The 22,205-nt window shown below is 68.3% G+C and carries 20 protein-coding genes; 12 read left to right on the top strand and 8 right to left on the bottom strand.

What is annotated here, in order from left to right; genetic code table 11:
* Positions 1-123: 123 nt before the first annotated feature.
* Positions 124-771, top strand: a complete 648-nt coding sequence (gene pyrE / locus ASD55_RS06220; protein ID WP_056715864.1) for an orotate phosphoribosyltransferase — start codon at positions 124-126, stop codon at positions 769-771.
* A gap of 126 nt (positions 772-897) precedes the next feature.
* Positions 898-1,542, top strand: coding sequence for a DUF4124 domain-containing protein (locus ASD55_RS06215; protein WP_056715790.1), 645 nt, complete (start codon positions 898-900; stop codon positions 1,540-1,542).
* A 48-nt stretch (positions 1,543-1,590) separates the two neighbouring features.
* Here the strand turns inward: ASD55_RS06215 and ASD55_RS18800 are convergent, their stop codons facing one another.
* From ASD55_RS18800 to coaBC, 3 genes are read right to left on the bottom strand one after another with little or no spacing between them, the layout of a single operon-like run.
* Entirely contained in the window at positions 1,591-3,933 is a 2,343-nt protein-coding gene (locus ASD55_RS18800; protein ID WP_056764545.1) for a phosphomannomutase/phosphoglucomutase, read from the bottom strand.
* Between the two features lie 60 nt (positions 3,934-3,993).
* Entirely contained in the window at positions 3,994-4,452 is a 459-nt protein-coding gene (gene dut, locus ASD55_RS06205; RefSeq protein WP_056715797.1) for a dUTP diphosphatase, read from the bottom strand.
* Positions 4,449-5,654, bottom strand: coding sequence for a bifunctional phosphopantothenoylcysteine decarboxylase/phosphopantothenate--cysteine ligase CoaBC (coaBC, locus tag ASD55_RS06200; protein WP_056715800.1), 1,206 nt, complete (start codon positions 5,652-5,654; stop codon positions 4,449-4,451). The genes dut and coaBC overlap by 4 nt, the downstream gene beginning before the upstream one ends.
* Before the next feature lie 98 nt (positions 5,655-5,752).
* On the opposite strand from coaBC, the gene radC reads away from it, so the two are divergent.
* The 4 genes from radC (at position 5,753) to ASD55_RS06180 (ending at position 10,100) form a co-directional block, all read left to right on the top strand.
* Positions 5,753-6,424, top strand: a complete 672-nt coding sequence (gene radC / locus ASD55_RS06195) for a DNA repair protein RadC (protein ID WP_056764543.1) — start codon at positions 5,753-5,755, stop codon at positions 6,422-6,424.
* Positions 6,425-6,935: 511 nt separating this feature from the next.
* On the top strand, positions 6,936-8,624 hold the full coding sequence (gene argS / locus ASD55_RS06190) for an arginine--tRNA ligase (protein WP_056764541.1): 1,689 nt from the start codon (positions 6,936-6,938) through the stop codon (positions 8,622-8,624).
* Positions 8,624-9,322: an SPOR domain-containing protein gene (locus ASD55_RS06185; RefSeq protein WP_056764539.1), complete on the top strand. Its 699-nt coding sequence runs from the start codon at positions 8,624-8,626 to the stop codon at positions 9,320-9,322. The genes argS and ASD55_RS06185 overlap by 1 nt, the downstream gene beginning before the upstream one ends.
* A gap of 22 nt (positions 9,323-9,344) precedes the next feature.
* Entirely contained in the window at positions 9,345-10,100 is a 756-nt protein-coding gene (locus tag ASD55_RS06180; RefSeq protein ID WP_056764537.1) for an SDR family NAD(P)-dependent oxidoreductase, read from the top strand.
* 110 nt (positions 10,101-10,210) lie between these two features.
* On the opposite strand, the gene ASD55_RS06175 is transcribed toward ASD55_RS06180, so the two are convergent.
* Together ASD55_RS06175 and speA are read right to left on the bottom strand one after the other, a co-directional pair.
* Complete coding sequence (locus tag ASD55_RS06175) at positions 10,211-11,011, bottom strand: 3-hydroxybutyrate dehydrogenase (protein ID WP_056764534.1); 801 nt, start codon at positions 11,009-11,011, stop codon at positions 10,211-10,213.
* Between the two features lie 103 nt (positions 11,012-11,114).
* On the bottom strand, positions 11,115-13,004 hold the full coding sequence (speA, locus tag ASD55_RS06170) for an arginine decarboxylase (protein ID WP_056764532.1): 1,890 nt from the start codon (positions 13,002-13,004) through the stop codon (positions 11,115-11,117).
* A gap of 286 nt (positions 13,005-13,290) precedes the next feature.
* Here speA and speE point away from each other — a divergent pair, with 286 nt between their 5' ends.
* The gene (speE, locus tag ASD55_RS06165) at positions 13,291-14,160 is read left to right on the top strand and encodes a polyamine aminopropyltransferase (RefSeq protein WP_056764530.1); all 870 of its coding nucleotides are present in this window, start codon (positions 13,291-13,293) and stop codon (positions 14,158-14,160) included.
* 102 nt (positions 14,161-14,262) lie between these two features.
* Here the strand turns inward: speE and ASD55_RS06160 are convergent, their stop codons facing one another.
* Positions 14,263-14,457 carry a hypothetical protein gene (locus ASD55_RS06160; RefSeq protein WP_056715824.1) on the bottom strand — a complete coding sequence of 65 codons (195 nt, stop codon included), beginning with the start codon at positions 14,455-14,457 and terminating at the stop codon, positions 14,263-14,265.
* 160 nt (positions 14,458-14,617) lie between these two features.
* Here ASD55_RS06160 and ASD55_RS06155 point away from each other — a divergent pair, with 160 nt between their 5' ends.
* The 4 genes from ASD55_RS06155 (at position 14,618) to ASD55_RS06140 (ending at position 18,937) form a co-directional block, all read left to right on the top strand.
* Entirely contained in the window at positions 14,618-15,658 is a 1,041-nt protein-coding gene (locus tag ASD55_RS06155; RefSeq protein WP_056715829.1) for a hypothetical protein, read from the top strand.
* A gap of 134 nt (positions 15,659-15,792) precedes the next feature.
* Positions 15,793-16,425, top strand: coding sequence for a ParA family protein (locus tag ASD55_RS06150; RefSeq protein ID WP_056715832.1), 633 nt, complete (start codon positions 15,793-15,795; stop codon positions 16,423-16,425).
* A 56-nt stretch (positions 16,426-16,481) separates the two neighbouring features.
* Positions 16,482-16,955: a histidine phosphatase family protein gene (locus tag ASD55_RS06145; RefSeq protein WP_056715867.1), complete on the top strand. Its 474-nt coding sequence runs from the start codon at positions 16,482-16,484 to the stop codon at positions 16,953-16,955.
* Between the two features lie 107 nt (positions 16,956-17,062).
* Positions 17,063-18,937 (top strand): phospholipase D family protein, encoded by a 1,875-nt coding sequence (locus ASD55_RS06140; RefSeq protein WP_056715835.1) that lies wholly within the window; start codon positions 17,063-17,065, stop codon positions 18,935-18,937.
* Between the two features lie 41 nt (positions 18,938-18,978).
* On the opposite strand, the gene ASD55_RS06135 is transcribed toward ASD55_RS06140, so the two are convergent.
* Positions 18,979-19,533, bottom strand: a complete 555-nt coding sequence (locus tag ASD55_RS06135; protein WP_056715838.1) for an energy transducer TonB — start codon at positions 19,531-19,533, stop codon at positions 18,979-18,981.
* 52 nt (positions 19,534-19,585) lie between these two features.
* Positions 19,586-20,869, bottom strand: a complete 1,284-nt coding sequence (locus ASD55_RS06130) for an acetyl-CoA C-acetyltransferase (RefSeq protein ID WP_056764528.1) — start codon at positions 20,867-20,869, stop codon at positions 19,586-19,588.
* Positions 20,870-20,983: 114 nt separating this feature from the next.
* Here ASD55_RS06130 and ASD55_RS06125 point away from each other — a divergent pair, with 114 nt between their 5' ends.
* Positions 20,984-22,117 carry a hypothetical protein gene (locus ASD55_RS06125; protein WP_056764526.1) on the top strand — a complete coding sequence of 378 codons (1,134 nt, stop codon included), beginning with the start codon at positions 20,984-20,986 and terminating at the stop codon, positions 22,115-22,117.
* Positions 22,118-22,205: the final 88 nt, after the last annotated feature.

Below are 22,205 nucleotides of genomic sequence, written 5' to 3'. Positions count from 1 at the left end.
AACAAGCCTGTCTTCCGGGCTCGCCATCGGCATCACCGGGACACCGGCTGTACCATGGCGCCCGCCACGCGTTCCGCGGCCTGTGGAACGCGCCGCATCGAAACCGACCTGCGCGAGACGACCATGCACGATTACCAACGCGACTTCATCGAACTGGCCTTGCAGCGCGAAGTGCTGCGCTTTGGCGAGTTCACCCTGAAGTCCGGACGCCAGAGCCCGTACTTCTTCAACATGGGCCGGATCGATTCCGGGGCCGCGCTGGCCCAGCTCGGCCGCGCCTACGCTGCCACGCTGGTGAATGCCGACCTGCCGGTGGACATGCTGTTCGGCCCGGCCTACAAGGGCATCGCGCTGGCCGCCGCCACCGCCATCGCGCTGGCCGAGCAGCATCGGCGCGACCTGCCCTGGGCGTACAACCGCAAGGAGGTCAAGGAGCACGGCGAGGGCGGCGTGCTGGTTGGCGCCCCGCTCCAGGGTCGTGTGCTGATCGTCGATGACGTGATGACCGCCGGCACCGCGGTGCGCGAATCGCTGGCGCTGATCCGCGCCCACGGCGCCACGCCCGCCGGCGTGCTGATCGCGCTGGACCGGCAGGAACGCGGCCTGGGCCAGCGCTCGGCCGCCCAGGAAGTGGCTGCCGATCACGGCATTCCGGTCATCGCGATCACCAGCCTCGACGACGTGCTGGCCTACGCCGGCGAGCACCCGCAACTGACCGCCGAACACGCCCGACTGCTGGCCTATCGGCAGCAGTACGGGGTTCAGCCTTGAGTTCAGCCCTGGCCCATAGACTGCAACGACACCGGTCACAGTAGTCGCGATTGCCCGTGCATCCCGCCGGGCAGCAGCTAGCCAGTGTGACCGGCGCGGCTATACTGGCCGGCAAGAGGGAAATCCATGCGTAGACCATTGCTCATCATTGCTGCCATCGTGCTGTGCGCGAGCGCTTCGGCGCACGCGCAGAACACCGGCCTTCGCTACAAATGGCACGATGGCCAGGGCCTGGTGCATTTCAGCGACAGCCTCACCACCGAGGCGATGAAGTACGGCTACGAACTGGTCAACGATCGTGGCCTGGTGGTGCAACGGGTGTCGCGCCAGCTGAACGCGCAGGAGCGGGCGGCCGCCAACAAGCTGGCCGCCGAACAGGCAGCGAAGGACCGCGCCATCCAGGAGCGCGCGAACGCCGACGCGCAGATGCTGTCGGCTTATCCCGATGAAGAGTCCTATCAGATCTCGCTGCAGCAGGCGCTGGACACCTACGACCAGCAGATCAATACGTCGCGGATCAACCTGCGCAGCCAGGAGAAGGCGCTGACCGACCTGCTCGGCCGCGCCGCCGACATCGAGAACGGCAAGGAAACCGTGCCAAAAGCCCTGGTCGACAACATCGCCAGGCAGCGCAACGTGGTGGCCTCGCTGCGCGATACCCTGCAGCGCCAGCAGACGGCGCGTGCGCAGTCCGTACGGCAGCAGACCCAGCTGATGGCGCATTACCGCGAGGTCAAGGCCGCCCAGGACAAGGAGCGCTCGGGCGAATAGGAAGCTCCGGGCCACACGTTCCACTTCACGGCATTGCAGTGACCCGCCCTACGGGAAGGGCAGCTTCAACCCGGGGTCCACCGCGAGCAATTGCTTGCGGAACACCTGCTCGATGCGAGTCAACGCGGCTGCGTTGTCCGCCTCGAAGCGCAACACCAGCGCCGGCGTGGTGTTCGATGCACGCACCAGACCCCAGCCGTCGGGCCAATCGGCGCGCACGCCGTCGATCGTGATCAAGGTGGCGTCCTCGAACGTCGCCTGCTGGCGCAGCTTGTCCATGAACCGGTAGTGCTCGCCTTCGGCCAGCTCGACCTTCAGCTCCGGCGTGGAGACGCTCTTGGGCAAGGTCGCGAAGACCTCTGCGGGGCTGCGCCCCTGCAGGTCGCCGGCAAGGATCTCCAGCAGTCGCGCGGCGGCGTAGATGCCGTCGTCGAAGCCGTACCAGCGCTCCTTGAAGAAGAAGTGCCCGCTCATCTCGCCGGCCAGCTCCGCCCCGGTCTCGCGCATCTTTGCCTTGATCAGCGAATGACCGGTGCGCCACATCAGCGGACTGCCGCCGGCGTCGAGCACCTGGCCCTTCAGGTGGCTGGTGCATTTCACGTCGTAGATGACGGTGGCGCCGGGCTGACGCGACAGCACATCGCGCGCGAACAGCATCAACAGGCGATCCGGATAGATGATCTCGCCGGACTGGGAGACCACGCCGAGGCGGTCGCCGTCACCGTCGAACGCCACGCCAAGATCGGCGCCGGTCTGCCTGACGGCGAGTATGAGATCTTCCAGGTTGGCCGGGTCGGACGGGTCCGGATGATGGTTCGGGAAGCTGCCGTCGACATCGCAGTACAGCGGCACCACCTCGCAGCCGATACCTTCCAGCACCTGCGGCGCGATCGCCCCCGGAATGCCGTTGCCGCAATCGACGACGATCTTCAGACGGCGCTCGGCCAGCACGTCGGAGACGATCTTCTCGATGTAATCCGGCGCCACGTCGACCTGGCGCAGCCCGCCGGAGCCGCCACTGGCCAGCGCGCCGCTGGCGATGCGCTGGTACAGGTCCTGGATCGCACCCTCGGACAGGGTCTCGCCACCGACCACGATCTTGAAACCGTTGTAGTCCGGCGGGTTGTGGCTGCCGGTGACGGCTACGCCGCAGCCGGTATTGAAGCGATAGGCCGCGTAATACACCACCGGCGTGGGCACCGCGCCGATGTCGATCACGTCGATGCCGGCGTCGCGCAGGCCGTCAGCCAGCGCAGCGGCGAGCTGCGGACCGGACAGCCGGCCATCGCGGCCAACCACGATTTCGCGCAAGCCCTTCTCGCCCATCAGCGTGCCGATCGACTGGCCGAGCAGGCGCGCCACGTCCGCGTTCAAGGTCTTGCCGACCACGCCACGGATGTCATAGGCACGGAAGATGGCGGGGTCCACGCTGGTCGCCGCAGGCACCGGGGCGGCCGCTGGCGGCGACGGAGCTGCCGGCGAAGTGCGGGGCCGCCTCGCCGTTTCCGGGACGGCAGGCACGGGTGTCGCCAGCGGCAGCTCGTCCTCCTCCGGCTCTGCCAGCACCTGCTGGCGACGCAGACGCAGCCAGCTCAGGTAGCCGCCACCGCCAAGCCCGAGCATGGCCAGCAGCGCGCTCAGGATCACCGAGCGTGGCAATACGATGAACGCCCGGGGAAGACCGACGCCCACGCTGAAGGCACTGCCGGCGACCGGCTTGCCGGTGGCCTCGATTTCGGCCGAGTTCGAACCGTTGGAAAACAGCTGGATGTAGCCACTGTCGTCGCCCTGGCGTAGCTCCAGCCGGCCACCCTCCGGCGAGATGGCGTCGAAGCGCTGCTTCATCGGCGCGAACGGCAGTTCGACCCAGGCCCACGCCTGGGTCTGTTGCGGCAGACCCAGCGGAATCACCAGGCTCAGCCGGCGATCCCCGCTGCCGTAGGAAACACTCTGTGCCGGCGGCACCCCGTCGGCACTCTGCGCCGCCATCAACTGGGCGGCCTTGGCATAACCGAATTCGCGGTAGTTCGCGCGCAACACCTCGGCCAGGTCACCGCTGTACAACTCGAGCTTCCTGGCTTGGGGCAACTGCTGGCGCAGCGCGGCGGCGGATTGCGCCGGATCGCTCATCAGCGTGGCCGGATCCACCCCGGCCAGTACCTTCTCGATCGAACGGCGCTGGTTGACGATCTCCTCGGACATCGCCCTGACCGCCTGGTCCTGGGCCTGGTGAACCCGATTGATCGCACCACCCTCGTCGGCGATCAGCCAGGTCTGCCAGGCGCAGAACAGGCCCACCAGCAGCAGCACGGTGGCGCCGACGAGCGGCAACAGTGTCGACCAGTCGACCCTGAGGTTGCTCAAGCGCTCTTTTGCGATGTTCAACGCCATTTCCGCCCCCGCGGCTGAAGCTGCAAGTCGGTTCGGTCCATCCCGAACCGACTCGTCGATCTATCGGATACCGGTCGAACCGAAACCGCCCTCGCCACGCTGGCTGGCTGCGAACTCGGTGACCACATGCAGTCGCGCCTGCGCCACCGGCACCAGCAGCAATTGCGCGATGCGATCGCCCACGGCGATGGTGTAGGACTCGCGCCCGCGATTCCAGCAGGAAATCATCAACGGCCCCTGGTAGTCGGCGTCGATCACCCCGACCAGGTTGCCCATCACCAGGCCATGCTTGTGACCCAGCCCCGAGCGCGGCACGATCAGCGCGCACCAGCCGGGGTCATCGATATGGATCGCGATGCCGCTGGGCACCAACGCGCTTTCGCCCGGCGCCAGGGTCAGAGGCTGTTCCAGCGCGGCGCGCAGGTCCATGCCCGCGCTGCCCGCGGTCGCCGCCTGCGGCAGCGGAATGCTGTCGCCCAGGCGCGGATCGAGGATCTTCATCGCCACATCGATGTTCATGCACGGGTGGCCCGGTAACGCTCCGCCACCCGGGCGACCAACTGGCGCGCCAGCTCCGTCTTCGCCGCTCGCGGCAGCTCGATCGAGCCGTCGGCCCAGTAGAGCGTCAACGCATTGTCGGCCGCCTCGAAACCGAGGCCACCGCCCACCTGATTCGCCGCAATCATGTCCAGCCCCTTGTGGCGCAGCTTGCCCTGCGCATACGTGGCCACATCATGCGTCTCCGCGGCAAATCCGACCAGGAACGGGTGCGCGGTTTGCGCCGAAAGGCTGGCCAGGATGTCCGGATTCTCATCGAGATGCAGGACCAGCTCGCCGCCGTCGCGCTTCTTGAGCTTCTGCGCCGACACTTCCTGCGGGCGGTAATCGCCCACCGCGGCCGCACCGATATAGATATCCGCACGGGTCGCCGCCTCGAGCACCGCCGCATGCATCTGCGTCGCGCTGCGCACATCCACTCGCCGATGCACGCCCGCCGGCGTGGCCAGGCTGACCGGCCCGGCCACCAGGGTCACCTCGGCGCCGGCCGCGACCGCGGCGGCAGCCACGGCGAAGCCCATCTGGCCCGAACTGCGATTGCCGATGAAACGCACCGGATCGATGTCTTCATAGGTCGGCCCGGCGCTCACCACCACCTTGAGGCCGGCCAGACAGCGATCGCCGAACGAGGCCAGCAGGGCATCGCGCAGCTCGTGCGGTTCCAGCATGCGCCCGCTGCCGACGTCGCCGCAGGCCTGGTCGCCCACCGCCGGCCCCAGCACGTGGGCGCCGTGCTGGCGCAAGGTCGCCATGTTCGCCTGCACCGCCGGGTGCGCCCACATCTGCTGGTTCATCGCCGGCGCCAGGTACAGCGGCGCGGCGCTGGCCAGGCACAGCGTGGTCAGCAGGTCGTCGGCCATGCCGTGGGCCAGACGGGCCAGCAGATCGGCGCTGGCCGGCGCCACCAGGATGCGTTCGGCCCAGCGCGCCAGCTCGATGTGGCCCATCGCGGCCTCGGCCTGGGCGTCCCACAGGCTCACCCGCACCGGCTGTCCGGACAGCGCCTGGAAGGTGGTCGGACTGACGAAATGCGTGGCGCCCTCGGTCATCACCACGCGCACCTCGGCGTCGAGGTCGCGCAGCCGGCGAACCAGCTCGCAGGACTTGTAGGCGGCGATGCCGCCGGACACTCCCAGCAGGATGCGGCGTTGGGCAAGACTCATATGTAAGGCGGGCCTGACAGTCGGGCAGTGGCCTAGCTTACCGGATTCATCCCCGCCCACCGCTGCCTGCTGCAGGCCGGCTCCGGCAACGTTTGTGCATGAGCATTCGCGACTGGCCCGAGGGCGAACGTCCCCGTGAAAAACTGCTGGCGCGCGGCAGCTCCGCGCTGTCCGATGCCGAGCTGCTGGCGGTGCTGCTGGGCAGCGGCAGTCGCGGCAAGGATGCGCTGGCGCTGGGCCGCGAGCTGCTTGCCAACGCGGGCAGCCTGGGCGCGCTGCTGGCACGCCCGGAACAGCAGATCCGGGTCGGCGGACTGGGCCCGGCCAAGCGTTCGCGCATCGCCGCGGCGCTGGAACTGGCCCGGCGCAGCCTGGCCGAACAACTGCAGGACAAGCCCAGCCTGGGCAACCCGCGCGACAGCGGCGACTTCCTGCGCGCGCGCCTGCGCCACCTGCCTTATGAGGTGTTCGGCTGCCTCTATCTGGACAACCGCCACCGCGTACTCGCTTTCGAGGAGTTGTTCCGGGGCACGGTCGACGGCGCCAGCGTGCACCCGCGCGAGGTCGTGCGCGCCTGCCTGCAGCACAATGCCTGCGCCGTGATCTTTGCGCACAACCATCCTTCCGGAGTGACCGAACCCAGCGCCGCCGATCGGGCCATCACCCATGAATTGCGCAACGCGCTGCAACTCGTCGGCGTGCGGGTGCTCGATCACCTGGTCATCGGCAGCGGCGAACCGGTATCGATGGCCGCCCGCGGCCTGATCTGAACGGGCGCGTTTGCCGGGCATCGGTCCACAAAAAGACGGCGTGGCAAGAGCCACGCCGTGAGGCCGATTGGGGAGTGAGGAGAGAGCGGCATCTCCGTTTGCCAGGATCTGGAGGGGAAGTCATCTCATGGCCTGGCCAGTGTCGCAGCGCCGCATGACAGGTCGATGACGATTCCCCGCCGCAAAGATGCGGCCAAGTTGCCGAAACTTATGCACAAAACGGTGATACCAACCCTTGCCGGGCAAGCTCGCCGATTCACCTGAGTTTTATTCATCAAGCCAATGAAATAATTGAATAATTTCTTGCGACAGCGGAACCGGATGGCGTCAGGGGCCGGCCGCCGTTTGCGGGACGCAGCTTTCCCCACAGACTTATCCACAAGCCGGTTCGCGGCGCCGCAGCAAGACGGGATCAGCAGCCACCGGCTGTCATCGGTGTCCATACGGGCGCGTTTCGCCGCCGTGGCGGTCTGTTAGGATTGGCGGTTCCATCACGAAACCGACCCCACCCGTGAAAGAACAGCTGCGCGAACTGGTGCTGCAGGCGATCACGTCCCTGCAAGCCGATGCCATCCTGCCCACCGATCTCGAATTGCCGGGCTTCGTGATCGAACGTGCACGCAGTCGCGAACATGGCGATTTCGCCTGCAATGTGGCGATGCTGCTGGCCAGGGCCGCGCGCGCCAAGCCGCGCGAACTGGCCGAGAAACTCGTGGCCGCACTGCCGGCCAACACGCTGGTGGCGAAAGTCGAGATCGCCGGCCCGGGCTTCATCAATTTCTTCGTGGCTGCCGGCGCCTACCACGCCGAAGTGCGTCGGATCATGACCGAAGGCGACGCCTACGGCCGCAATACCAGCGGTGCCGGCAAGACCGTGGGCGTGGAGTTCGTCTCGGCCAACCCGACCGGCCCGCTGCACGTGGGCCACGGCCGCAATGCCGCGATCGGCGATTGCCTGAGCCGCCTGCTCGACGCCAGCGGCTGGGACGTGAAGCGCGAGTTCTACTACAACGACGCGGGCGTGCAGATCGCCAACCTGGCGATCTCGGTGCAGGCGCGCGCGCGCGGCATCACGCCGGAAGACAGCAACTGGCCCGAGAACGGCTATCGCGGCGACTACATCGCCGAAGTGGCGCGCGCCTATCTCGATCGCGAATCGGTGGTGGCCGACGGCGAAACCGTGGTCGGCGCGGGCGACGTGGACGACCTCGACGCGATCCGCCGCTTCGCGGTGGCCAGCCTGCGTCACGAGCAGGACCTGGACCTGCAGGCGTTCGCCGTGGGCTTCGATACGTACTACCTGGAGTCGTCGCTGTACAGCGACGGCAAGGTCGAGGAGACCGTGCGCGAACTGGTCGCCCACGGCCATACCTACGAGGAAGGCGGCGCATTGTGGCTGCGCACCACCGAGTTCGGTGACGACAAGGACCGCGTGATGCGCAAGTCCGACGGCACCTATACCTATTTCCTGCCCGACGTGGCCTACCACCTGTCGAAATGGCAGCGCGGCTACGGCAAGGCCATCACCGTGCTGGGCTCGGACCACCACGGTTCGCTGGCGCGGGTGAAGGCCGGCCTGCAGGCCCTCGATTGCGGCATCCCGAAAGGCTACCCCGACTACATGCTGTACCAGATGGTGACGGTGATGAAGGGTGGCGAAGAGGTTAAGATCTCCAAGCGCGCCGGCAGTTACGTCACCCTGCGCGACCTGATCGACGAGGTCGGTCGGGATGCCACGCGCTACTTCCTGATCTCGCGCAAGAGCGACTCGCAGCTGGTATTCGACATCGACCTGGCCCGCTCGCAGTCCAACGACAATCCGGTGTACTACATCCAGTACGCGCACGCCCGCGTCTGCAGCGTGCTGCGCCAGGCACCGGAAAAGGGCTTCACGGTGGACGTCGCCGACGGCCTGGCACACCTCGACCGACTGGACAACGAACACGAACAGATCCTGCTGACCGAGCTGTCGAAGTATCCGGAAGTGGTCGAGGCCGCTGCGGCGAGCCTGGAGCCGCATCTGGTCGCCGCGTGGTTGCGTGAACTGGCCAACGCGTTCCACACCTACTACAACTCCTATCAGTTCCTGGTCGAGGACGCGGACCTGCGCAACGCGCGCCTGGCGCTGGTGGTGGCGACGCGGCAAGTGTTGAAGAATGGTCTGGATTTGCTGGGCCTCGGTGCCCCGGAGAAGATGTAATGGCAGCACGCAAGGGCAAGGGCCGACAGGCCGTGCGCAATGGCAGCAGTGGCTTCCCGGGATGGGGCTACGCCGTCATCGGCCTGCTGGTCGGGGTGATCCTGATGGCGGTGATGATGCGCGGCAGCCTGCTGACCAGCCTGCGCAAGGCCGACGGTCCGCAGGCGAACCCGCAGGCCACCGCCGAGCGCGGCAGCGCGCCGGGCTTGCTCGAATCCGGCGCCAGCGACGCGGCGCCGAAGAAGCCGCAGTTCGACTTCTACTCGGTGCTGTCAGAAAAGGAAGTGCGCATCCCCGACGCCGAGATCAGCGCGCAGGCGCGCGTCGAGCAGCAGCAGAAGCAGGCGGCCCAGCTGCAGGCGCAACAGGCGGCGCAGGCCGCGGCGCAGGCGAATGCACCCCAGGCGGTCACCCAGAACGTCACCGCGGCGCCGGCCAGTGCCGTGGCGCAGCCCGGTGCCGGCAGCGGTTACCTGCTGCAGGTGGGCGCCTTCCCGAACGCCTCCGACGCGGAAACGCTGAAGGCGAAGCTGGCCTTGCAGGGCTTCGTGGCCAACGTGCAGTCGGTCAGCATCGGCGGGCAGACCTATCACCGGGTCAGGCTGGGGCCGTTCCGTTCGGCCACCGACCTGGAATCGACCAAGCAGCGCCTGGCCGGCGCCGGCATCAACGCGATCGCGCTGAAAGAAGGTCGCTAAGCACTCCCTGGAAACACTGCGCATGACAGGCAAGACCGCATGGATCACCGGCGCCAGCTCCGGCTTTGGCGCCGCCGCCGTGGAACGCTTCGTGGCCGGCGGCTGGCGGGTGATCGCCAGCGGCCGCCGCGCCGAGCGCCTGCAGCAGCTGGTGGATCGGCACGGCGCCGACAAGGTGCACGCGGCCGCCTTCGACATGCGCGACGAGAACGCCATGCGCGCGGCACATGCGGCGCTGCCGCCGGCCTTCGCGGCCATCGATCTGCTGCTCAACAACGCGGGACTGGCGCTGGGTACGTCCCCGGCGCAGCAGGCGGACCTGGCGCAGTGGAAGCAGATGATCGACACCAACGTCACCGCGCTGGTGACGATGACCCACCTGCTGCTGCCGCAGCTGATCGAACGCCGCGGCGCGATCGTCAACATCAGCTCGATCGCGGGCAGCTACGCCTACCGCGGCGGCAACGTGTACGGCGCCAGCAAGGCCTTCGTCACCCAGTTCTCGCAGAACCTGCGCTGCGACCTGCACGGCACCGGCGTGCGGGTCAGCTCGATCGAGCCGGGCATGGCCGAAACCGAATTCACCGTGGTCCGCACCGGCGGCGACCAGGCCGCCTCCGACCAGCTCTACGCCGGCGCCCATCCGATCAGCGCCTGCGACATCGCCGACACCATCTGGTGGATCGCCAACCTGCCGCCGCACCTCAACATCAACCGCGTCGAGGTGATGCCGGTCAGCCAGTCGGCCGCGGGCTTGCAGGTCGCGCGCGCCCCGTAGAAACCGCGCCGCCGAGTCTGGCGAGCGGTGCCCGCCTTGCGCTCTTGCGAATCAACAGACGAACGTCTGGTCATCGCGGCCCCAATAGACGAGCGTCTGTTCTCCGGCCGTTACTGCATGAACCAGCCGTGGCTGACCACGATCGACTGGCCGGTCAGTGCGGCGGACGGGAAGGTGGCCAGGTACAGCGCGGTCTGGGCGATGTCTTCGAGCGTGGTGAAGGTGGCATCGACGGTGTTCTTCAACATCACGTTCCTGATCACCTCGTCCTCGCTGATGCCCAGCTCCTGCGCCTGCTCGGGAATCTGCCGCTCGACCAGCGGCGTGCGCACAAAACCCGGGCAGATCACGTGCGAGCGCACGTTGTGCGGCGCGCCTTCCTTCGCCAGCGTGCGGGCCAAGCCGAGCAGGCCGTGCTTGGCGGTGACGTAGGGCGCCTTCAGCATCGAGGCCTCGTGCGAATGCACCGAGCCCATGTAGATCACGATGCCGCCGCGGCTTTGACCGGCGCCGTCGTCCTGGTACATGTGCTTCAGCGCGGCCTTGGTGGTGAGGAAGCCGCCGTCCAGATGGATCGCCAGCATCTTCTTCCAGTCGGCAAAGGCCAGCTGGTCGATCGGGTTGATGATCTGCACGCCGGCGTTGGAGATCAGGATGTCCAGACGGCCAAACGCGGCGACCACCCGGTCGGTGCCGGCGTTGACCGCCTCCTCGTTGCTGACATCCATCGCGATGCCGATCGCCTTGCCGCCGGCCGCGTTGATTTCCGCCGCCACTGCATCGGCGGCCTGCTGGTTGATGTCGGCGATCGCCACGCTGGCGCCGTGCTTCGCGTACAGCTCGGCGATCGCCTTGCCGAGGCCACTGGCCGCGCCGGTGATCAGGGCGACCTTGCCTTCAAGACTGCTCATGCCATTGCTCCTTCGGATGGGGAAGGCGCGGCCGCCGGCCGCGCGCATGCCGCAAATTGTAGGCGCCGCTGCGCACGGCGCCATCGGACCTTGGGACAGGACCTCAGCCGAGGTCCTCGGCCAGATAGGTATACGCGGTGAGGCCGCCATCGAGCGCTTCGTATAGCTGCGCCGCTTCGGCGCCGCTCACGCCGGCACTGGCGATGCGTTCGCGGTAGCTCTGTCGCAGCGCTTCGAGGTCGTAGCCGACGTAGTCGAGCATCAGGTCGGTGGTGTCGCCGCTGCGCCTGTGCGCGAACACGTAGCCGTCGCCGTCCACTCGCACGTTGACCGCGTCGGTGTCGCCGAACAGGTTGTGGATGTCGCCCAGGGTCTCCTGGTAGGCGCCGACCATGAAGATGCCGAGCCGGTAGCTTTCGCCGTCCTTCAACGCATGCAGCGGCAGGCTCACGTCGACGCCCTCGGCGTCGACGTAGTGGTCGATGCGGCCGTCCGAATCGCAGGTGAGGTCGACGATCACGCCCCGGCGGGTCGGCTGCTCGTCGAGCCTTGCGATCGGTGCGATCGGGAAGATCTGGCCGATCGCCCACACGTCGGGGATCGACTCGAATACCGAGAAGTTGACGAAATACTTGTCGACCAGTTTCTCGTCCAGCTCGTCCAGCGCGGCGCGATGCGAGCGCTCGGCCGGCAACAGGCGCGTGCGCACCGCGTTGGCGACGGCATAGAACATCTCGTCCAGCCGGGCGCGGTCGGCCAGCGCGAGCTGGCCCAGTGCGTACAGCGTCTGCCCTTCGCTGAGGTGGTGCTGGGCTTCGTGGAACAGCTCCAGCGCGGGGCGCCGATCCAGCTCTCCGTACGTTTCACGCAGGCGGCGCAGCACCGGCGGCTCGTCCACGCACGGCGGCGGGATCGCGCCGGCCGGCACTTCCTCGACCTCGGTCACGTTGACCACCATCACCGCGTGGTGCGCGGTCATCGCGCGGCCCGCCTCGGTGAGGATGTGCGGCGCGGCCAGGCCTTCGGCGGCTACCGCCTCGGCCAGCGACTGCACGATGGTCGAGGCGTATTGCTCGATGGAATAGTTGATCGAGTTGTGGCTGCGCGAGCGCGAGCCCTCGTAGTCCACGCCGAGGCCGCCGCCGACGTCGACAATCTCCAGCGGCACGCCCATCCGGCGCAGCTCGACGAAATAGCGCGTGGCTTCGCGCATGCCGTTGGCAATGTCGCGCACGTTGGAGATCTGCGAGCCCATGTGGAAGTGCTGCAGCTTCAGCGTGTGCTTGAGGCCGGCCGCGTCGAGCCGCTCGATCAGGCTCAGCACCTGGTTCGGCGACAGTCCGAACTTGCCCTTGTCGCCACCGGTGTTCTGCCACTTGCCCGCGCCGATCGAGGCGAGCCGCACGCGCACGCCGAGCAGCGGCTCCACGTCCAGTGCCTTCGCCTCGCTGAACACGTGCTCCAGCTCGGACAGCTTCTCGATCACGATGTGCACGCGCAGGCCGAGCTTCTTGCCGATCAGCGCCAGGCGGATGTATTCGCGATCCTTGTAGCCGTTGCAGATCACGATGGAGCCGGGCCGCGCCATCGCCAGCACCGCCATCAGCTCGGGTTTCGAACCCGCTTCCAGGCCGAAGCCGTGGGTGCCCGCCGCCACCAGCTCGCCGGCCACGCCGCGCTGCTGGTTGACCTTGATCGGATAGATCGCGGTATAGCCGCCGGCGTAGCCGTGTTCGGCGATCGCCTGGGCGAACGCGCCCTGCAGCCGCGCCAGGCGGTCGGCCAGGATGTCGGGAAAACGCACCAGCAGCGGCAGCCGCAGGCCCTCGGCGCGGGCGCGCTCGACGATCTGCGGCAGTGACAGCGCCGGACCGTTGACGCCACGCGGGCGCATCACGATGTCGCCGGCACTGTCCACGTCGACATAACCGTCGCCCCAGTGGGGTACGGCGTAGGTGTGGCGGGCAGCGTCGGTGTTCCAGGGGTTCGCCATGGTGAGAGATCTCCTCGATGGAAAAGGATGATGTCGTCGCAGCGGCGAGCCTTGACGTCTTGCTCAACGGTAGGAGCACGAGCCCGAGCGACCGGAAGCCTCGCACGCCGCGGGGCCGATCGGGCTGGTCGGCCACCGGCAGGACGCCGGCAGGCCAGCCGCCATTGTAACGGGCGGGTGTGGCGATATGCGCAAGACCCGGCCGCCGCTGGCGGGACGTTCACGGCGGTTGTCGCTACAATGGGCAGTCTTGCTATCCCACCACGGTTCGTCAGGAACACCCGCCATGTCGCAGCAGACCACGCCGAATGAAGCCAGCTGGTTCACCGAAGCCCACCAGGCTTCCGGTTCCTCCATCGGTTTCCGCACCGAGCAACTGCTGCACGCGGAGAAGACCCCGTTCCAGACCATCGAGATCCACAAGACCACCGACTGGGGCAACCTGATGGTGATCGATGGCTGCGTGATGCTGACCACCCGCGACAACTTCTTCTACCACGAGATGATGACCCACCCGGCGCTGTTCACCCATGCGCGGGCCAAGCGCGTGGTGATCATCGGTGGCGGCGACTGCGGCACGCTGCGCGAGGTGCTCAAGCACGAGGAAGTCGAGTCGGCCGTGCAGGTGGAGATCGACGAGCGCGTCACCCGCCTGGCCGAGCAGTATTTCCCCGAGCTGTGCGAGTCGAACGACGACCCGCGCGCCGAGCTGCTGTTCATCGACGGCATCAAGTACATGGCCGACGCCGAACCCGATTCGCTGGACCTGGTGATCGTCGACTCGACCGACCCGGTGGGCCCGGCCGAAGGCCTGTTCAACGCCGCGTTCTACGCCAGCTGCTTCAAGGCACTGCGCCATGGCGGCCTGCTGGTGCAGCAGAGCGAATCGCCGCTGGCCCACCTGGAGCTGATCAAGTCGATGCGCTCGGCGATGCGCACCACCGGCTTCAGCGCGGTGAAGACCCTGCCGTTCCCACAGCCGTGCTATCCCACCGGCTGGTGGAGCTGCACGATGGCGCGCAAGGGCGGCGACCTGTCCGGCTTCCGCGAGCGCGGGGCGCTGAGCAAGAACTTCCCCACCCGCTACTACAACGCCGAAATCCACAAGGGCGCACTGGCCCAGCCGGAATTCATGCGCGAAGCTTTTGGCGAATAAGCCAAAAGCTTCAAATGGACATGGTACGGATCTCCGAAGCGCGGCTTGGAACAAGCGCGCTCTGGTGGTGCCCAGGCCCACCTCGGGCCAGCAGCCCCGCCCTCAAAACATCTTCGAGCGCACCTTCGGCAGCAGCACGATCAGCAAGGTGGCGATCGGCCCCAGCAGCAGCGACAGCAGAAACCACAACAGGCCGCTGCGGTTCTTGCCCTGTGCCAGCGCGGCATTGATCAGGGCCAGCGTGCCCCAGCCGACAAACCAGGGTGCGCCGTCGGCGAATGTCGACAGATGATCCACTACGCGTCTCCCGAACGATAATCATGGGGGCGCGGCCTTGCGCCGGGGAACGCCCATCCTAGCAAGCTCGGTGAAAACCGCGCATTTTGGCTGACCGCCGAATCAGCCACGCTTAATCTGCGGGCGGTATGCTGCACGCTTTGACTGCGGAAGCACGCCCATGCTGCACGGACTGCGTCACCTCGCCCTGGTTTGCTCGCTGTCGCTGCTGGCCGCACCGGCATTCGCCGCCAAGACCAAACCCGACGCCAAGGCGCACGGCCCCAGCGCCAGTGCCCAGGCCCGCGACAAGGCGCAGCTGGCCTTTCAGCGCGACCTGGTGAGCGTGCTGGCACCCGGTGGCGATCCGAACCGCCTGCTCGGGGCTGCGCTGCTGGCACGTCCGCTGTTCAACCAGCCGCCCGCCAACAGCTTCCATCGACTGATCGAACGGGCGGCGATGGCCGAAGGCGCCGGCGCCGCCATCAGCTGGGCCCAGCTGGCCGATTGCGACGCCGAGGCCGATGCGTGCCCGAACAGCGCCGCGCTGGACAAGCTGCTGACCCAAGCTCCCGACAATGCCGCCGTCTGGCTGGTCAAGCTGGGCGCCGACGCGCGGGGCATGAAGCAGGATGACGCGCGCGACGACCTGGCCAAGGCCGCGGCGGCGAAACTCTACGACGACTACAGCGGCGTCAGCTTGCAGGCGCTGGCTGGCTCGGTCGGCGTGCTGCCGCCACCGGCCGACACGCTGGACCCCGCCCATGCGGGTGGCGCGGTAGGCATGCAGACCATCCTGGTGTTCGGCCTGGCCAGCAGCCAGCCGCAGCCGAGCCTCCCGCTGATCGCCAAGCTTTGCGAAAACGCCGGCAAGGATGCCTCGATCAAGTCCGACTGCCTGGCGCTGGGCAAGACGCTGGAATGGGGCTCCAGCCCGCTGGCCCGATCGCTGGGCCTGCACCTGCGCGAGGTGCTTTCCGACGATCCGGCCGCGCAACAGGAAGCAAAGGACGCCCGCCGCACGCTGATCTGGCAGGTGCAGAACTTCACCCAGCTGCTGGCCCGTGCCCCGGACGATGCCGCACTGTCGCAGCGCCTGCTGGCGCTGGCCCGCAAGGGCGGCACCCAGATGAGCCTGCAACTGGCTGCGTTGCGCGAGAACAGCATCCCCACCGACCCGCCCGCCGACTGGCAGCCGCGAACCGCAGCGAATCAGGAATAGGGCACGGGGGAAGGGCGGAGCGGCGCGCTTTTCCGCTTCGCGATTGTCTCTGCCCGATTCCCTGCCCAGGCCCCATTCCCCTTTCGCGCCTCGCCCGTTAGGCTGGGATCACCTTACGTGGCAGGGGTGATCCGATGCTTACGACGCTGGTGGCAAGCAGCAAGGGTGGTTGCGGCAAGAGCACACTGGTGACGCAACTGGCGTCGCACTGGGCACAGGCGGGGCAGCACACGGCCATCGTCGACGGCGACCGGCAACATTCCAGCTTCCACTGGGCCGAACTGCGGCCGGACAACGTCCCCGGCGTGCTGGCGCTCGAAGGCGGTCGACGCGGCCTGCAGCGGGTGCCGCCGGACACGCAGCAGCTGTTGATCGACACCCCGGCCGGTTCCACCGAGCGTGACCTCGAGCCCTACCTCGAATCGGCCAACGTGCTGCTGGTGCCGGTGCTGCCGTCCTCGTTCGACCTCGACGCCACCCTGCATTTCCTCGACGAGCTGCGTTCGATCAACCGCATCCACCGGGGCAAGCTGCCGGTGGCGCTGGTGGCCAACCGGCTCAAGCCGTGGACCCACGCCAGCCAGGACGCGGTGGTCCGGCTCGCCGAGCAATCGCCCTTCCCGATCGCGGCGCAACTGCGCGACAGCCAGGCCTATGTGCTGCTGGCCGGCCTCGGCAAGGGCATCTTCGACTACCAGTCCGAACAGGTCCGCAGTCACCAGCAGGACTGGAAGGCCTTGCTGCGCTGGATCAAGCGCCAGCACTGAAGCACGCATCCCTGATGCATCCCGCGCGCCTCGCGCAACCACTGCCGGAGTTCCCCATGCACGAACTGATCTTGTTGCGCCACGCCGAAGCGGTGCCGATAGAAGCCGCCGGCGAGGATCGACAACGCCCGCTGAGCAGCCGCGGCGAGCAGGAAGCCCAGGCCGCCGGCCTGTGGCTGGCCTCGCACAAGCTGCGTCCGGACCGGGTGCTTTGCTCGCCCACCTTGCGCACCGACGAAACCACCCGACTGGCGCTGGCGGCGATCGACAACGCCCCGGTGCCGCAACAGGCCGCCGAGATCTACGACGCCTCGCCCGGCGAGCTGCTGGCCCTGCTCGACCAGCACGACGACGCCGGCACCGTGCTGCTGGTCGGCCACAATCCCGGCATCGAGCGCCTGGTCGCGCTGCTGGTCGAAGGCCGCTCCGACGAATTCCGCGGCATGCCTCCCGGGGCGCTGGCCGTGCTGCATCTGAACGGCTCGCTGGAGCCTGGCAACGCGCGACTGGATGCCTTCTGGTCGCCCTGACCCGCCGCTCCGACCCGCCCGGCGCTGCGCCGGCATCGACGCTTCCCGTACCGTGCTGGCGGCCGTGCAATCACGGCCGCACCGGGCGCAGCACGTATCATCTGCCCATGTCCGTTACCTGCCGATTCCTGCTACCACTGCTGCTGGCGCTGACGCTGCTGCAGGGCTGCACCGTGTCGCGGGCGCAGATCCGCCGCGCCGACGCGGTGGTGGCCGCCACCACCAACCGCAGCAGCAGCTGTGACCAGCCCGACCATTGCGCCACGCCGTCGCCGCTGCGGGCCGCCGCCGTGGCGGCCGTGGCCGCATCCACGCCGGCGCAGCCGGTGCACGTGGTCACCCTGCTCGACGACAGCGAGCCGGCGCTGGCCGCGCGCATCAACCTGGTGCGGGCGGCGCAGCAGTCCGTCGACGTGCAGACCTTCATCTGGGACCAGGACGACGCCGGCCAGCTGATGCTGGACGAACTGGTGCGCGCGGCCAGACGCGGCGTGCAGGTGCGCATCCTGGCCGACCAGCTGTTCTCGTTCGGCAACGTCGACCTGCTCGACCGGCTGGCCCGGATCAGCCCGAACCTCGAGGTGCGGCTGTACAACCCCACCTTCCACAAGGCGCGCACCCAGCCACTGGAGTTCGCCGCCGGCGTGCTGTGCTGCTTCATGCAGTTCAACCAGCGCATGCACAACAAGCTGCTGCTGGTCGACGGCCTGATCGGCATCACCGGCGGGCGCAACTACCAGGACCGCTACTTCAACTGGGACGATGCCTTCGACTACGTCGACCGCGACGTGATGGTGGGCGGCCCGGCCGCCCGCGCCATGGCGGACAGTTTCGACCTGTTCTGGGACCATCCCCGTGCGGCGCCGCTGACCCACCTGCGCGACGTCAACGCGCGCCTGCTGGGCGACACCACGCCACCGGACTGGCCGGCGCCGAAGTACCGACGCCCGCAGCGGGTGGCGCAGTTGCTGCAGGCCGCCGAGGACCCGGCGTGGTTGCAGGCCTGGCTGGTCGATCCCAGCCTGCAGGTGGGCAAGGTCGACTACTTCAGCGACCTGCCGGCCAAGACCGACGAGCCCGACAAGCGGCGCGCGCGGCAGTACACCGGCCACATCATGCGCATGGTCAGCGGCGCGAAGCGCGAGGTCCTGCTGCAGACGCCGTACCTGGTGATGAGCAAGCGCGCGCAGCACATCTTCCGCGTGCTGCATCGCCTTCCCGACCCGCCACGGGTGATCGTGTCGACCAACTCGCTGGCCTCCACCGATGCGTTCGCGGTGTACGCGATGTCGTACAAGCACCGCAAGCGCTACCTCACCAAGTTCGGCTTCGAGATCCACGAGTTCAAGCCGCACGCACCCAGCGCGGCGGTTGACAACGAACTGGCCAACCTGGACACCGACGCCGCCGCGCTGCCGCCGGACCTCGTCAGCCCGGACGGTCCGGCGCGCGCCCGCTTCCACCTGCTGGGCAGCCGCGGCAGCAACAACCGGCCGGCGCCGCTGCACAGCGAAGGCCGGCGCTACGGCCTGCACGCGAAGTCGATCGTGGTCGACGATGCCTTCGCCATGGTCGGCTCGCACAATTTCGACCCGCGCTCGGACCACTACAACACCGAGGCCGGGGTGATCGTCTACGACCACGCGTTCGCCGACCAGCTGCGCCACAGCATCATGCGCAGCGTGCAGCCGGAGAACGCCTGGGTGGTCGCCCCGCGACAGTCGAAGGTGCCGGTGCTGACCGACATCAACCGGGCCATCGGCACGGTGTCGGAAAGCCTCCCGCTGTTCGACCTGTGGCCGTTCCGCTACGCCACCAGCTACGACCTCAAGCCCGGCTGCCAGCCGATGCGCGCCACCGATCCGGACTTCTACGCCTGCTACCAGCCGGTCGGCGACTTCCCCGACGTGGCGCTGTCGCCGAAGCTGATCATCACCCGGCTGGTCACCGCGTTCGGGGTGGGCGCCAAGGGCGTGCTGTAGGGGCAGGCTTCGCCTGTCTTGCGCAACGGCAGCCGCCGTCGTTACGGGACGCGGGCGATGCGGTCGCCCTGCGAGGAGTAGCGCATCGGCAGTTCGCCGCTGAGGCCGTCCGGATGATCGGCCGGCACGGCGAAGCGCCAGCCGCGCACGCTGCGCAAGGCGTGCTCGTCGAGGACCGGGTCGCCGCTGGACTGGATCAGGCTGGCGGCGCTGACCTGGCCCTGGCCATCGATGTCGAGGTGGAGCAGGACGCGGCCATCGAGGTGGCCACGCAGCTGCTCCCATGACTGCGAGGTGTCGGCGGGTGTCGCCAGCGGCACCAGGGCCGGCGCGGGTGCGGGCACGAAGGCGGCCTGCACCTCGTCAGCGACGATCCGCGGCGGCTGGGCGCGACGCGTCGGCACCGCGCGCGGCCGAACGTGCGGGCGACGCGGCGCCGGGCGGGCACGCACGGCGGTGGGCGTGTCGACCGTGGCGGCATAGCGCGCCGGCGGGCCGGTCCAGACGCCGGTCTGCGTGCTGAGCCAGCCGGTGCCGGCCGTGCCGACGAGCAGGGCCAGCAGGCTGAGTGTGGAGGTGGTGCGCAGGCGAAACATGGCGGCCTTTATGCACCCGCCCGGGCGAATCGCGGCTGAAGCCGCGACCCGCTCACCGTTCGAGGATGGCGGTGACGCCCATGCCGCCGGCGGTGCAGATCGAGATCAGGCCGCGGCCCGAGCCTTTCTGTTCGAGCATCTTCGCCAGGGTGGCCACGATGCGCGCGCCGGTGGCGGCGAACGGATGGCCCACCGCCAGGCTGGAGCCGTGCACGTTGAGCCTGGCCGGGTCGATCGAACCCAGCGGCGCATCCAGACCCAGGCGCTGCTTGCAGTAATCCGCCGACTCCCACGCGCGCAGCGTGCACAGCACCTGCGCCGCGAACGCTTCGTGGATCTCGTAGAAATCGAAATCCTGCAGGCTCAGGCCGTTGCGGGCCAGCATCCGCGGCACGGCGATGGTCGGCGCCATCAGCAGGCCCTCGCCGTGGACGAAGTCGACCGCGGCCACTTCCGCGTCGCGCAGGTACGCCTGCACGGTCAGCCCGCGCTGCGCCGCCCAGGCGTCGCTGCCCAGCAGCACCGCGGCCGCGCCGTCGGACAGGCCGGTGGAGTTGCCGGCGGTCAGCGTGCCGTGGCCGGAGCGCTTGTCGAACGCCGGCTTCAGCGAAGCCAGTTTCTCCATGCTCGAATCGGGCCGCAGGAAACCGTCGCGCTTGAGGCCACGGAACGGCACCAGCAGGTCGTCGAAGAAACCCTCGGCATAGGCGGCCGCCAGCTTGTGGTGGCTGTCCAGCGCCAGCTGGTCCTGCGCCTCGCGGCCGACATGCCACTCGCGCGCCATCTGCTCGCAGTGGTCGCCCATCGACTTGCCGGTGCGCGGCTCGGCCACGCCGGGGAACGAGGGCTTCAATTCGCTGAAGGAGAACCCGCGCAGCGCGACCTTCAGCTTGTCCATCGGCGTCTTCGCGCGGTTCATCGCCAGCAGGCGCTTGCGCAGGCGGGTGCCGTAGACGATCGGCACGTCCGAGGTGGTGTCCGAGCCGCCGGCGATGCCGGCCTCGATCTGCCCGGCGGCGATCTTGTTGGCGATGATGATGGTGTTGTCCAGCGAAGTACCGCAGGCACGGGCGGTGGTGATGCCCGGCGTGGTCGGCGCCAGCCCGGAGCTGAGCAGCGACTCGCGCGCCAGGTTCCAGTCCGACGCGTGCTTGATCACCGCGCCCATCGCCACTTCGCCCAGTTCCACGCCATGCAGGCCGAAGCGTTCGACCAGTGCGCCCAGCACCTTCACCGACATGCCGAAGTTGCCGACGTCGGCATAGGCGGTGTTGTTGCGGCAGAACGGAATGCGTACCCCGCCGATGATGCCGACGCGCCTCTGCGTGTTTTCCATGCTCAAAACAGTCCACCACTCAAGTTGGGTCAAGGCTAACCCGCCATGCCGTGCGGCGGAAGCCCAAAACGCTGAATGGTAGAATTGTGCTCTTTGTCCGTGGATGCAAACCCCGTGGAAGCGCAAACGCTGATCGCCCTGCCCATCGTGCTGGCCCTGGAACCGGTCGCGGGCGAGCCGCCGGCGCGCCTGACCCTGAGCCGCGACGAAGCCGCCGAACTGGCCGCCCTGGTCGCCACCGACCTGCATGCGCTGGTGCCGCAGGTCGACGCGGCCCGGCTCGCACTGGCCGGTGCGCTGTTCGATCAGGTCGAATTGCTGCGTCCCGGCTTCCCGGTGTGGAGCACGCTGGACGAGCTGGCCCGGCGCGTGCCGCGCGGGCACCTGGAGAACGTGGTGGCCTTCGGCAGCCACGAGGGCCACATGCCGGCGCAGCCGCTGGAACCCTCGACCCTCTACGCCGAAGGCCCGATGCGGCTGCTGCCGATGAGCCTGCTGGCCCCGGCGGAACTCGCCGAAGAACTTTCCGACCAGCTGGAGATCCAGCTGGTCGGCCGCGGCGAGACGGGCGCGCTGACCGCCGACTGGCTGATGCGCACGCTGGGCATCCGGCTGGAACACGTGCGTTACCTCAGCCGCAACGACCTGCTGGCGCTGACCTGCGTGCAGTACGAACACGTCAACCTGGCGCCGCTGTGGTCGCTGCTGGAAACCGCGCTGCTGACGCCGTATCGCGAGGAATCCACGATGAGCGCGCGCGGCCTGGCGCTGCGCTACGCGGACGGCAAGGTGCTGGCGCAGTCGCCGTCGCAGTGGCTGGCCGGGCAGGGCGGCGACACGGCCGAGCGGGCGCACGCGCTGGCCGGCATCGTGTTCGAGCTGCGCCAGTACGCGGCCCTGCTCGACGCCCACCAGCTGCCGTTGCAGTTGCAGCCGGCGCCGACGCTGGTGGTCGAGGCCGGTGACGGCTACCTGCTGGAAACCCTGGCCGCGGCGGACGCCCGTTACGACCCGCCCACCCTGTTTGCGCACGAGGCTCCCGGCCTGGGCGTGGTGGCGATCACCGTCAGCCAGCGTGGCGAGTCGCGGGTGCTGGCGCACGCCTGGCCGCTGAAGCCGCAGGCACTGGGCAGCCTGCTGGCCCTGCTGACCGATCGCCACGGCAGCGCCGGCGAGCTGCATGCGCTGGGCCGGATCATGCTGGACGAGCACGGCCAACTGGCGGCGCCGGCCACGATCCTCCACTAGCGGGCGGATCGTTCGCCCCCCGTCTGTGCAAACGCCGGAACTCGGCGCATGATGATCCGGCGCCACAGGGGGCGCCACGCTGACGGAA

The sequence above is a fragment of the Rhodanobacter sp. Root561 genome (assembly GCF_001427365.1).
Lineage (GTDB): Bacteria > Pseudomonadota > Gammaproteobacteria > Xanthomonadales > Rhodanobacteraceae > Rhodanobacter.
This window is presented reverse-complemented; position numbering and strand designations above follow the sequence as displayed.